15 protein-coding genes, 1 pseudogene and 1 other annotated feature are annotated in these 12916 nt (G+C 39.1%); all 16 genes and pseudogenes read left to right on the top strand.

Going from position 1 to position 12916, the window contains the following annotated elements; translation table 11 throughout:
* Positions 1-11: 11 nt before the first annotated feature.
* Positions 12-1067: a galactofuranosyltransferase gene (locus ACLNCS_RS05385; protein WP_424847640.1), complete on the top strand. Its 1056-nt coding sequence runs from the start codon at positions 12-14 to the stop codon at positions 1065-1067.
* 392 nt (positions 1068-1459) lie between these two features.
* A pseudogene (gene ftsA / locus ACLNCS_RS05380) lies at positions 1460-2651 on the top strand (cell division protein FtsA); the annotation flags it as partial.
* The gene (locus tag ACLNCS_RS05375; protein WP_424847961.1) at positions 2642-2827 is read left to right on the top strand and encodes a cell division protein FtsA C-terminal domain-containing protein; all 186 of its coding nucleotides are present in this window, start codon (positions 2642-2644) and stop codon (positions 2825-2827) included. The pseudogene ftsA and the gene ACLNCS_RS05375, both read left to right, overlap by 10 nt.
* Positions 2828-2843: 16 nt before the next feature.
* A complete protein-coding gene (gene ftsZ / locus ACLNCS_RS05370; protein WP_424847638.1) occupies positions 2844-4097 on the top strand; it encodes a cell division protein FtsZ in 1254 nt (417 codons plus the stop codon).
* A 5-nt stretch (positions 4098-4102) separates the two neighbouring features.
* Positions 4103-4774 (top strand): YggS family pyridoxal phosphate-dependent enzyme, encoded by a 672-nt coding sequence (locus ACLNCS_RS05365; protein ID WP_049495979.1) that lies wholly within the window; start codon positions 4103-4105, stop codon positions 4772-4774.
* A gap of 9 nt (positions 4775-4783) precedes the next feature.
* The gene (locus ACLNCS_RS05360; protein WP_004254130.1) at positions 4784-5332 is read left to right on the top strand and encodes a cell division protein SepF; all 549 of its coding nucleotides are present in this window, start codon (positions 4784-4786) and stop codon (positions 5330-5332) included.
* Positions 5332-5592 (top strand): YggT family protein, encoded by a 261-nt coding sequence (locus ACLNCS_RS05355; protein WP_004254129.1) that lies wholly within the window; start codon positions 5332-5334, stop codon positions 5590-5592. Before ACLNCS_RS05360 ends, ACLNCS_RS05355 begins: the two co-directional genes overlap by 1 nt.
* A complete protein-coding gene (locus ACLNCS_RS05350) occupies positions 5589-6374 on the top strand; it encodes an RNA-binding protein (RefSeq protein ID WP_414256274.1) in 786 nt (261 codons plus the stop codon). Before ACLNCS_RS05355 ends, ACLNCS_RS05350 begins: the two co-directional genes overlap by 4 nt.
* Before the next feature lie 8 nt (positions 6375-6382).
* On the top strand, positions 6383-6637 hold the full coding sequence (locus ACLNCS_RS05345; protein ID WP_004254113.1) for a DivIVA domain-containing protein: 255 nt from the start codon (positions 6383-6385) through the stop codon (positions 6635-6637).
* Positions 6638-6653: 16 nt separating this feature from the next.
* Positions 6654-7460, top strand: coding sequence for a DivIVA domain-containing protein (locus ACLNCS_RS05340; RefSeq protein ID WP_424847634.1), 807 nt, complete (start codon positions 6654-6656; stop codon positions 7458-7460).
* Positions 7457-7669 (top strand) — a binding site (T-box leader). It overlaps the preceding gene by 4 nt.
* Positions 7670-7715: 46 nt before the next feature.
* On the top strand, positions 7716-10508 hold the full coding sequence (gene ileS / locus ACLNCS_RS05335) for an isoleucine--tRNA ligase (protein WP_424847632.1): 2793 nt from the start codon (positions 7716-7718) through the stop codon (positions 10506-10508).
* Positions 10509-10608: 100 nt separating this feature from the next.
* Positions 10609-10977, top strand: a complete 369-nt coding sequence (locus tag ACLNCS_RS05330) for a hypothetical protein (protein ID WP_070679033.1) — start codon at positions 10609-10611, stop codon at positions 10975-10977.
* 133 nt (positions 10978-11110) lie between these two features.
* Positions 11111-11803, top strand: a complete 693-nt coding sequence (locus ACLNCS_RS05325) for a phosphoglycerate mutase (protein WP_070679035.1) — start codon at positions 11111-11113, stop codon at positions 11801-11803.
* A 120-nt stretch (positions 11804-11923) separates the two neighbouring features.
* Positions 11924-12076: a 50S ribosomal protein L33 gene (rpmG, locus tag ACLNCS_RS05320; protein WP_001809375.1), complete on the top strand. Its 153-nt coding sequence runs from the start codon at positions 11924-11926 to the stop codon at positions 12074-12076.
* 9 nt (positions 12077-12085) lie between these two features.
* Positions 12086-12262 carry a preprotein translocase subunit SecE gene (gene secE / locus ACLNCS_RS05315; RefSeq protein ID WP_004254104.1) on the top strand — a complete coding sequence of 59 codons (177 nt, stop codon included), beginning with the start codon at positions 12086-12088 and terminating at the stop codon, positions 12260-12262.
* A 50-nt stretch (positions 12263-12312) separates the two neighbouring features.
* A complete protein-coding gene (gene nusG, locus ACLNCS_RS05310) occupies positions 12313-12849 on the top strand; it encodes a transcription termination/antitermination protein NusG (RefSeq protein ID WP_004254102.1) in 537 nt (178 codons plus the stop codon).
* Positions 12850-12916: the final 67 nt, after the last annotated feature.

Raw genomic sequence — 12916 nt, 5'->3', positions numbered from 1 at the left:
AACAATAATCTATGAAATACTACTTAAAAGAAGAATTCCTGCATGATGTCAACGCAAAGAATGCGGGAAATAAAGCGCGCAATGACGTAGAAAGTATTGTGAAAGAAGAAGGCTATCACCCTTTGGTCTTGTCCGTCGTCAATTGGTATCAAATGAGTACCCTTGCGGCTCAACGCCATAAGGCAAAGGCTTTTGGACAAGCCTTGGATCAACTAAAGCAAGGAGATGAGTTGTTGATCCAGTTTCCAATGCTTCACCATAGCTTTTTTTCCACCCATTTGGTCAAAAAAGTGCAAAAAAGAGGGATTAAAGTCTATCTTTTGATTCATGACCTAGAAGTCCTCCGCCATGCCAACATGACCTCACTTCCTTTAAAACACAGAATTCGGATGTACCTTCAAGAAGCAAGTTTTCTCAAAACAGCTGATGGTATTATCGCCCATAATCCAATTATGAAGTCTGTTTTGGTGGATAAAGGAATTGTGGCAGATAAGATTGTCAGCCTTGGCATTTTCGACTATCTGATTCCAGATTTCCAAGAGAAGAGCGGTCAAACAAAAGACCAGCCGATGATTGTGGCAGGTAATTTGGCCCAGGAAAAAGCCGGTTATCTTTATACTCTTCCAGAAGCGCCAGTCTATAACCTCTATGGTGTAGGTTTTGATGAGAGTAGAGCTTTAGAGAATGAAACTTACTTTGGTTCTTTCTTGCCTGACGAGCTTCCTGTAGCCCTTGAGGGTGGATTTGGACTCGTATGGGATGGGGATAGTGCTGAAACCTGTAGTGGAGTTTTTGGTGAGTACCTTCGCTACAACAACTCTCACAAGGCATCCCTTTACTTGGCATCTGGATTCCCGCTTGTAGTGTGGAAGCAGTCAGCTCTCTCTCATTTTGTTCTAGAGAAAGAGTGTGGTGTCGCAGTCGAGTCACTACATGACTTGTCGCGAGTAATAGAGGAGTTAACTTTAGATGACTACCAGACTCTATTAGAAAACACCAAGCGTGTAGGAAAAGAGATTCGAGAAGGATATTATTTACGTACTGCATTAAAACAGTTGAGCCTTTAAAAGAAGTTAGAAACCCTAGCTTCTTTTTATTGTTCTGTAATTAGTTACTTTAGGACACATTTCTAAAAAACGAATAATTTCAAAAATAACAGCTGAAAGTTACGTAAAAAACAAGATCAAAAAAAGAGGCTCCCCGCAGTTAGAAAAAGCAAACTTTAATCCAATTGATAATAATTTGACACATTTTAGTATTATTTTTAAATTAAGTTTTATAATAAAGTTTCATTTTAAGAAATTTTTACCTTTTTTTCTTCAAAAAGATGCTATAAAATCACAAAAAATTAGGCACGAATCGGATTTTTGTGATATAATATTCTGTGAATAGCTATGCCTTCTTGTAGCTGTTAAAAAATCAAAGTGTGAAACTTGGAAGATAGAGAGGACGCAATGTAATGACTAGAAATGGTTTTTTTACAGGCTTAGATATTGGAACAAGCTCAATTAAAGTGTTAGTTGCTGAGCTTGTAGATGGTGAAGTAAATGTAATCGGTGTTAGTAACGCCAAAAGTAAAGGTGTCAAGGATGGGATTATCGTTGACATCGAAGCCGCAGCAACGGCTATTAAATCTGCTATTTCTCAAGCAGAAGAAAAAGCAGGAATTTCAATCAAATCAGTAAACGTTGGACTTCCAGCAAACTTATTGCAAGTGGAACCAACTCAAGGAATGATTCCTGTAACATCAGATACAAAAGAAATTACAGATCAAGATGTTGAGAATGTTGTCAAATCCGCTTTGACTAAGAGCATGACACCTGATCGTGAAGTGATTACGTTTGTGCCAGAAGAATTTGTAGTAGACGGTTTCCAAGGTATTCGTGACCCACGTGGTATGATGGGTGTTCGTTTGGAAATGCGTGGGCTTCTCTATACAGGTCCAAGAACCATTCTTCACAACCTTCGTAAAACTGTAGAACGTGTTGGAGTTCAAGTTGATAATGTGATTATTTCACCACTTGCAATTGTAAACTCTGTTCTTAACGAAGGTGAACGTGAGTTTGGAGCGACTGTTATTGATATGGGTGGTGGCCAAACAAGTGTTGCTACTATCCGTAATCAAGAACTTCAATACACAAATGTTTACCAAGAAGGTGGCGATTACGTCACTAAAGACATTTCAAAAGTTCTTAAAACTTCTAAAAAGATTGCAGAAGGTTTGAAACTTAACTACGGTGAAGCTTATCCGCAACTTGCAAGCAAAGAAACTTTCCAAGTTGAAGTGATTGGTGAAGTAGAACCTGTTGAAGTTACAGAAGAATACTTGGCTCAAATTATTTCAGCTAGATTGAAACACATCTTTGAACAAATCAAACAAGATTTGGAAAGAAGACATTTGTTGGACTTGCCAGGAGGTATTGCTCTGATTGGTGGGAATGCTATTCTGCCAGGTATCGTTGAGCTTGCCCAAGAAGTACTTGGAGTTCGTGTGAAACTTTATGTTCCAAACCAAGTAGGTATCCGCAATCCTGCATTTGCTCATGTGATTAGTTTGTCAGAATTTGCTGGAAGTCTTACAGAAGTGAATGTTTTGGCTCAAAGAGCTATCAGAGGAGATCAAGTTCTACGTCAACAACCAATTGATTTCAGAACTTCAAGTCAGGAAAAACCTGCAGCTTCTCAACGTTCAGTGTTTGGTACAACTTCAACTGAATCAGTAGAACCAACTTATACTGCTGAATCAGCAACTCCAAATCAATCAGAAGAAAAACCAAAATTAACTGAGCGATTCCGTAGCTTAATCGGAAGCATGTTTGATGAATAGGATAGAGGAATAAAATATGACATTTTCATTTGATACAGCAGCAGCACAAGGTGCAGTAATTAAAGTAATTGGTGTCGGTGGTGGCGGTGGAAACGCCATTAACCGCATGGTTGACGAAGGCGTTTCAGGTGTTGAGTTCATCGCAGCCAACACAGATGTACAAGCCTTGAGCAGTACAAAAGCTGAAACAGTTATCCAACTTGGTCCAAAATTAACTCGCGGACTTGGTGCTGGAGGACAGCCTGAAGTTGGTCGTAAGGCTGCTGAAGAAAGCGAAGAAGCGATTACTGAAGCTATCAGTGGTGCAGATATGGTCTTCATCACTGCTGGTATGGGTGGTGGTTCTGGTACAGGTGCTGCACCAGTTATCGCTCGTATCGCTAAAGGTTTAGGTGCTTTGACTGTCGGTGTTGTGACACGTCCATTCGGTTTCGAAGGAAGCAAACGTGGCCAATTCGCAGCCCAAGGGATCAACGAACTTCGCGAACATGTTGATACTCTCTTGATTATCTCAAACAACAATTTATTAGAAATTGTTGACAAGAAAACTCCACTTCTTGAAGCTTTGTCTGAAGCAGATAACGTTCTTCGTCAAGGTGTTCAAGGAATTACAGATTTGATTACAAATCCTGGTTTGATCAACTTGGACTTCGCAGACGTGAAGACAGTAATGGCCAATAAAGGAAATGCCCTTATGGGTATTGGTATCGGTAGCGGAGAAGAGCGCGTTATTGAAGCGGCTCGTAAAGCTATCTACTCACCACTTCTTGAAACAACTATTGATGGAGCAGAAGATGTTATCGTTAACGTAACTGGTGGTTTGGATATGACTTTGATTGAAGCGGAAGAAGCTTCTGAAATCGTCAATCAAGCTGCTGGACATGGCGTAAATATCTGGCTCGGTACTTCTATTGATGAATCAATGAAAGATGAAATCCGTGTAACTGTTGTTGCTACTGGAGTTCGTCAAGATGCAGTCGAAAAAGTTGTAGCGCCACAACCAAGACAAGCGTCATTCCGTGAACCAGTAAAATCTGGACATACACACACTTATGACCGCCATTTTGATTTGGCAGAAACAGCTGAACTTCCAACTCCTTCACAACGTCACACTGAAGCGCCTAAAGCATCAGCTTTTGGTGATTGGGACTTGAGACGTGATTCAATTGTTCGTCAAGGTGAGTCAGTCGTATCACCAGTTGAGCGTTTTGAAGCACCATCTTCTGACGAAGATGAGTTGGAAACACCACCATTCTTTAAAAACCGTTAATAGAGATGGATTTAAAAGAAAATACAAATCAGGTATTTCAACAGGTTACAAAAGCAATTCAAGAAACCGGCCGTGAAGACGGTTCGGTTTCTGTAATTGCCGTAACAAAATATGTTGATATTGCAACTGCAGCAAATTTGATTGACCAAGGAGTCAAACACATCGGTGAAAACCGTGTTGACAAATTTCTTGAAAAGTATCATGCTTTAAGTGATAAAGATGTTACTTGGCACTTGATTGGTAGCTTACAAAGAAGAAAAGTCAAGGATGTTATTCCTTTTGTTGATTATTTTCACGCTTTAGATTCTTTGAAATTAGCTCAAGAGATTCAAAAACGTGCCGATCGAACAGTTAAATGTTTTTTGCAGGTCAATATTTCTGGAGAGGAAAGCAAGCATGGTTTTTCAAAAGAAGAACTATTGACAGTCTTGCCCGACTTGTCTAGCTTGGATCAAATCGAGTATGTTGGTCTCATGACCATGGCTCCCTTTGAGGCCCAAACAGAAGAGTTGCAAAAAATCTTTAAAGAAACGCAAGAGTTGCAACAATACATTCGTGAACAACAATTCCCCAATATGCCAATGACAGAACTAAGTATGGGAATGAGCCGTGACTATAAAGAAGCGATTCAGTGTGGCTCAACTTTTGTTCGGATTGGTACAGCATTTTTTAAATAGGAAATAATCATGTCATTAAAAGATAAATTTGATAAATTTATAGATTACTTTACAGAAGATGGAGATGAAGTTGCTTCAGAAGTTGTAGCTGCACAACCTGAACGTTCACTAGCTTCGGTTCCTCAAAAAAGAGAATTGCCAAAGCAAGCTGCTGCTCAAGATTCTTCTTCAGTCGAAACAAAAGAGAAAAATATTACAAAACTTCATGCCCGTCAGCAACAACTAGCAATTGAAAGCCATCACTCTACTGAAAAAGTAACCATCGATGTTCGTTACCCACGTCGTTATGAAGATGCAACAGATATTGTTGATTTGTTGGCTGGAAATGAAAGTATCTTGATTGACTTCCAATATATGACAGAAGTTCAAGCTCGTCGTTGTTTGGATTACTTGGATGGAGCACGTCATGTCCTTGCTGGTGAGTTAAGAAAAGTAGCGAACACAATGTATCTTTTGACACCTGTTGGTGTTGTGGTAAACATTGAAGATATTCGTTTACCTGAAGAAGCTCAAAGCGAAGAATACGACTTTGACATGAAGAGAAATAGAGTACGTTAATGTTTCTAATAATTCGTTTTATCCAAAATGCTACAGATATCTATTCACTGATACTTGTAGCTTTTGCTCTATTATCATGGTTTCCAAATGCCTATAACACACAGTTGGGGAAATTTTTAGAGACTTTGTGTAAACCAATTCTTGAACCTCTAAAACGTCTACCTCTTCAAATCGCAGGTTTGGATTTCTCTGTTTGGATAGCTCTAATTCTCTTGCGCATGATTAGTCGCTATCTTATCAATTTGCTAGTCATATTATGAGCAAGGAACTTTACCAACATTTCGCAACGGAGGATATTCCATTCATCGATAAGGGCTTGGAATGGTTGAATCAAGTCGAGGAGCACTATGCACCGATTTTATCTCCTTTTATAAATCCTCACCAAGTATTTATCTTGGAAACTTTAGGAAATAATAGAGGGATAAAAGTCTTCTCTAGTACGAGTTATATCTCTTCGGAATACGCTAGGGTTATTTTAGCGCCCGATTACTTCACGCCAAGTTTGGAAGATTTTGAAATGACCTTGCTTGAGATCGTGTATCCCAGCAAGTTTCAGCAACTGACCCATTCAAAGATATTGGGTACAGTTCTCAATCGATTAGGTATTGACCGTAAGTTATTCGGAGACATTCTGGTGACAGAAGATAAAGCCCAAATTATTGTCGATCGAAGATTTACCACTCTTTTCCAAGATGGAATTCAAAAGATTTCCAAGTTGCCTGTAAGTTTAGTAGAACGTCCTTTTTCAGATATGATAGAATCCAAAGATGACTATCAAGAAAAAGAAGTCTTGGTTTCAAGTCTTCGTCTGGATACCTTCTTATCTAGCATATTGAAATCATCTCGTTCCCAAACTTCGGCCATGGTTGAAAAAAAGTTGGTTCAAGTCAACTATCATATAGTTGAAAAATCGGACTATCCGGTAAAAATTGGTGATTTAATCAGCGTCAGACGCTTTGGTCGAATTATCTTACTTAAAGAAAACGGTCAAACCAAAAAGGATAAGAAAAAATTAACAGTCCAGCTACTATTAAGCAAGTGAGAATAAACATGTCGATTACACCACAAGAAATTACTGATAAAGAATTCTCAAGAAAATTCAGAGGCTACGATCAGGAAGAAGTTGACCTATTTCTAGATAAGATTTATTTTGAATTAGAGGAATTAATCCGAAACAAAGAGGAAACTGAACTCTACATCAAAAAACTAGAAGAACGTCTTTCCGACTATACGACTGATATTCCTAAAAGAACAGTAACAAACGAGCAAGAACCAGAAGCAATTCATGATTCTATTTTTTATTAAATAAGTGAGGAAAAATATGCCAATTACATCGTTAGAAATTAAGGATAAAACCTTTGGTGTTCAGTTTAGAGGTTTTAACCGTGAAGAAGTTGATGAATTTTTAGATATTGTTGTTCGTGACTATGAAGATTTGGTTCGTAGTAATCATGAAAAAGATCAGCACATTAAAAATTTAGAAGAGCGTCTATCTTATTTTGACGAAATCAAAGATTCGTTGAGTCAGTCAGTTTTGATTGCCCAAGACACAGCTGAACGTGTAAAACAAGCTGCGAATGACCGTTCTAATAATATCATTAAGCAGGCTGAGCAAGATGCTCAACGTTTACTTGATGAAGCAAAATACAAAGCCAATGAAATTTTGCGACAAGCAACAGATAATGCAAAAAAAGTTGCTGTAGAAACTGAAGAGTTGAAGAACAAGAGTCGCGTCTTCCACCAACGTTTGAAATCAACAATCGAAAGTCAGTTGGCTATTGTTGATTCATCAGATTGGGAAGAAATTTTGCGTCCGACTGCAACTTATCTTCAAACGAGCGACGAAGCATTCAAGGAAGTCGTCCAAGAGGTTCTAGGTGAAGATGTATCTTCATATCATGATGAAGAACCAATTGACATGACTCGTCAATTTTCTCCAGAAGAAGTTGCAGAACTTCAAGCGCGTATTGAAGCTGCTAACAAAGAATTGTTAGAGGCTGAACAAGCTGCTGAAGAGTCAACTGAAGTTGAAGTTCAGCCAGCTGCTGAAACTCCTGTTGAGCCAGCACATGAGGAAGGACCTCAAGATGATGCAGACACTCAACAAGAATCAGTTCTAATTTTATAAGAATCTCATTAGAGAACAAGAATTTATCAATCAAATTTCTAGCGAGTAGGAGATGGTGGAAGTCCTACAATCCCTGTTGGTAAATTTATCCTCTCTTAGTATCAAATCTGAAAATAGTAAGATTTGACGTTGCCCACGTTACGGGAAAAGAGGGAAAGAGACTAGGTCTTTTTCCGAACAAAGGTGGTACCACGATTTTCGTCCTTTTTGCGAGTCGTGGTTTTTATATTATCAATTTACATTAAAGGAGTAAACATGAAACTTAAAGAAACCCTCAATCTTGGGAAAACAGAATTTCCAATGCGTGCTGGTCTTCCGACCAAAGAGCCAGTTTGGCAAAAGGAATGGGATGAAGCTAAACTTTATCAACGTCGTCAAGAATTAAATGAAGGAAAACCGCATTTCACGCTTCATGATGGTCCTCCGTATGCCAACGGGAACATCCACGTAGGACATGCCATGAACAAGATCTCTAAAGATATCATTGTTCGTTCTAAGTCTATGTCAGGCTTTTATGCACCTTACATCCCAGGTTGGGATACTCATGGTTTGCCAATTGAGCAAGTTTTGGCAAAACAAGGTGTTAAACGCAAAGAAATGGACCTTGTTGAATACTTGAAACTTTGCCGTGAATACGCTCTGTCTCAAGTAGATAAACAACGCGAAGACTTTAAACGTTTGGGTGTTTCTGGTGACTGGGAAAATCCATATGTAACACTAACTCCTGACTATGAAGCAGCGCAAATCCGTGTCTTCGGTGAAATGGCTAATAAAGGCTATATCTACCGTGGAGCGAAGCCTGTTTACTGGTCATGGTCATCAGAGTCAGCCCTTGCTGAGGCGGAAATTGAATACCACGACTTGGTTTCAACATCCCTTTACTATGCCAATAAGGTCAAAGATGGCAAAGGTGTTCTAGACACTGATACTTATATCGTCGTTTGGACAACAACTCCATTCACCATCACAGCTTCTCGCGGTTTGACAGTCGGTGCAGATATTGATTACGTCTTGGTGCAACCAGCTGGCGAAGCTCGTAAGTTTGTGGTCGCTTCAGAATTGTTGAGCAGTTTGTCTGAAAAATTTGGCTGGGCAGATGTTCAAGTGTTGGCTACTTACCGTGGTTCAGAATTGAATCACATCGTGACAGAGCACCCATGGGATACAGCAGTAGATGAACTCGTTATCCTTGGTGATCACGTTACAATAGACTCCGGTACAGGTATCGTCCATACAGCCCCTGGTTTTGGTGAGGATGACTACAATGTCGGTATTGCAAACGGACTTGAAGTTGCTGTGACTGTTAACGAACGCGGGATCATGATGGCCAATGCAGGTGCAGAGTTCGAAGGTCAATTCTACGACAAGGTTGTGCCAACGGTTATTGAAAAACTTGGTGATTTACTTCTTGCTCAAGAAGAAATCTCTCACTCCTACCCATTTGACTGGCGTACGAAAAAACCAATCATCTGGCGTGCAGTGCCTCAATGGTTTGCCTCTGTATCTAAATTCCGCCAAGAAATCTTGGACGAAATTGAAAAAGTCAAGTTCCACTCAGAATGGGGGAAAGTCCGTCTTTACAACATGATTCGTGACCGTGGTGACTGGGTCATCTCTCGTCAACGTGCTTGGGGAGTTCCTCTTCCAATCTTCTACGCAGAAGATGGTACACCAATCATGACAGCTGAAACCATCGAGCATGTAGCTCAACTCTTTGAAGAACATGGTTCAATCATCTGGTGGGAACGTGATGCCAAAGACCTCTTGCCAGAAGGATTTACACATCCAGGTTCACCAAATGGCGAGTTCAAGAAAGAAACAGACATCATGGACGTTTGGTTTGACTCAGGTTCATCATGGAATGGTGTCGTAGTTAATCGCCCCGAACTTAAATATCCAGCAGACCTCTACCTAGAAGGTTCTGACCAATATCGTGGTTGGTTCAACTCATCTCTCATCACATCTGTGGCTAATCATGGTGTAGCACCATACAAACAAATCTTGTCGCAAGGTTTTGCCCTTGACGGTAAAGGTGAGAAGATGTCTAAATCTCTTGGGAATACCATTGCTCCAAGCGATGTTGAAAAACAATTTGGTGCGGAAATCTTGCGTCTCTGGGTAACAAGTGTTGATTCAAGCAACGACGTACGTATCTCTATGGATATCTTGAGTCAAGTTTCTGAAACTTACCGTAAGATCCGTAACACCCTTCGTTTCTTGATTGCTAACACTTCTGATTTTAACCCAGCTGAAGATGCAGTAGCTTACGAAGAACTTCGTTCTGTTGATAAGTACATGACTATCCGTTTTAATCAGCTTGTTAAGACCATTCGTGACGCTTATGCAAACTTCGAATTCTTGACAATCTATAAAGCCCTAGTGAACTTTATCAACGTTGATTTGTCTGCTTTCTATCTTGACTTTGCCAAAGATGTTGTCTATATCGAAGGTGCAAAATCTCTCGAACGCCGTCAGATGCAAACAGTCTTCTATGACATCCTTGTGAAAATTACCAAACTCTTGACACCAATTCTTCCTCACACTGCAGAAGAAATCTGGTCATATCTCGAGTTTGAAACAGAAGACTTTGTTCAATTATCAGAATTACCAGAAGCTCAAACTTTTGCCAACCAAGAGGAAATCTTGGATACATGGGCAGCCTTTATGGACTTCCGTGGACAAGCTCAAAAAGCCTTGGAAGAAGCACGTAATGAAAAAGTGATTGGTAAATCACTTGAAGCTCACTTGACAGTTTATCCAAATGAAGTAGTGAAAACTCTTCTTGGAGCTGTTGATAGCAATGTAGCCCAACTCTTGATCGTCTCTGAATTGACCATCGCTGAAGGATCAGCTCCAGAAGCTGCAGTGGCCTTTGAAGATGTAGCCTTCACAGTTGACCGTGCGGCTGGTGAAGTTTGTGACCGTTGTCGTCGTATCGACCCAAGTACAGCAGAACGTAGCTACCATGCAACTATCTGCGATCACTGTGCAAGCATCGTTGAAGAAAACTTTGCGGATGCAGTAGCAGAAGGATTTGAAGCTAAATAGTCTAACAAAAATACAGGAGTTACTCCTGTATTTTTTTAAAAATTAAAACTTTAATAAAAATATGGTATAATATACTTTATCAAAATAAAAGGAGACATTTATGAAGACAAAAACACTTGCACAAGTAGATGGATTTATTGGTATTATTGCAGGAGCTATTTTGGCTTTCTTACCATTTTTTATTATTTTTCTTGCAGCTATTTCTGAGGATGAAGATTTTGCAGGAGTGGTATTGGGGATTATTTTCATTGTGTTCTCATTGGTGAAAATTGCGACCCTCATTCTTGGAATTCTCTCACTTGTCTATTATAAGGATGACAAACGTATTTCGCTAGCACCATCGATTCTATTTATCGTTGGTTCTGTAGTTGCCTTGATTCCTTTCTTTGGATGGATTGGTGGAATTGTTCTTGTGATTGGTGGAGCTCTGTACCTAGCAAGCTTGAAACAATTTAAAATTGAAGGATAAATGATTGTCTAAGAGAAGAGTTCAAGCGCTCTTCTCTTTTTCGTTGATTTTAACTAGCTTTTTTGTGAAAAATTGTGTAAAATAGAATAGATAAACGAGGGAAACCTCGAAAAATAAAAGGAGAATCCAACTAATGGTAAAATTGGTTTTCGCTCGCCACGGTGAGTCTGAATGGAACAAAGCTAACCTTTTCACAGGTTGGGCTGACGTAGATCTTTCTGAAAAAGGTACTCAACAAGCTATCGATGCTGGTAAATTGATCAAAGAAGCTGGTATTGAATTTGACCAAGCTTACACTTCAGTATTGAAACGTGCAATCAAAACAACTAACCTTGCACTTGAAGCATCTGACCAACTTTGGGTTCCAGTTGAAAAATCATGGCGCTTGAACGAACGTCACTACGGTGGTTTGACTGGTAAAAACAAAGCTGAAGCTGCTGAACAATTTGGTGATGAACAAGTTCACATCTGGCGTCGTTCATACGATGTATTGCCTCCAGCAATGCCTCGTGATGATGAGTACTCAGCTCACACTGACCGTCGTTATGCTTCACTTGATGACTCAGTAATTCCAGATGCTGAAAACTTGAAAGTGACTTTGGAACGTGCCCTTCCATTCTGGGAAGATAAAATCGCTCCAGCACTTAAAGATGGTAAAAACGTATTCGTAGGTGCACACGGTAACTCAATTCGTGCTCTTGTAAAACACATCAAAGGTTTGTCAGACGACGAAATCATGGATGTGGAAATCCCTAACTTCCCACCATTGGTATTCGAATTTGACGAAAAATTGAACGTAGTTTCTGAATACTACCTTGGTAAATAATGTAAAATAGAGTCTAGGATGATTCCTAGGCTTTTTTATTTTGAAAATAGGAAAATGCAGAGTGCAATTTAACTTGTCAAAGACAAGGATTCTTGTTATAATAGATAGGATGGAGGCGCTATGGCACTTAAAAAAGCAAGTTTAGCCTGTGCGGTTTGTGGTTCAAGAAACTACTCAATTAAAATTAGTGGGAATCCAAAACCGACTCGCTTAGAAGTAAATAAGTTTTGTAAACATTGTGGTAAATACACAACACATCGAGAAACGAGATAGGAGATAAGAATGGGTTTTATTAAGGATATCTTTACACTTCTTAAAGATACAACTTGGCCAACTCGAAAACAAAGTTGGGTAGATTTCAAATCTATCATGGAATATACTGCCTTCTTTGTTGTCATCATTTATATTTTTGACCAGTTAATCGTTAGCGGATTGATTCGATTCATTAACATTTTTTAAGATAATATAAATAGGCTGAAAGAAGTTTACCATTAAGAAAGGAAAAAAAGATGGATAGTTTTGATAAAGGATGGTTTGTCCTACAAACATATTCTGGTTATGAAAATAAAGTAAAAGAAAATCTCTTGCAACGTGCACAAACATACAATATGTTGGATAATATCCTACGTGTGGAAATACCAACTCAAACTGTGCAAGTTGAAAAAAATGGGAAGAAAAAAGAAGTTGAAGAAAATCGCTTCCCAGGATATGTCCTTGTGGAAATGGTTATGACTGATGAAGCTTGGTTTGTAGTTCGTAACACACCAAACGTTACGGGATTTGTCGGCTCACACGGGAACAGATCTAAACCAACTCCACTTTTGGAACAAGAAATCAGAGATATCTTGGTATCAATGGGACAAACGGTTCAAGAATTCGATATCAATGTTGAAGTTGGTCAAACAGTTCGAATCATTGATGGTGCCTTTGCTGATTACACAGGAAAAATTACTGAAATTGATAATAACAAAGTGAAAATGATTATTTCAATGTTTGGTAATGATACAGTAGCAGAAGTAAACTTGAATCAAATTGCTGAATTGTAATATCAGTTACTCATCTACTTGTGAATCTAGAATTCTGTCAACTAATTTTAAAAAAACTAGTTGACAG

Source organism: Streptococcus sp. CL9.43 (genome assembly GCF_049737935.1).
GTDB classification, from domain to species: domain Bacteria; phylum Bacillota; class Bacilli; order Lactobacillales; family Streptococcaceae; genus Streptococcus; species Streptococcus infantis_I.
Note: the sequence above shows the minus strand (reverse complement) of the source record. Positions and strands in the feature narration are given on the sequence as shown.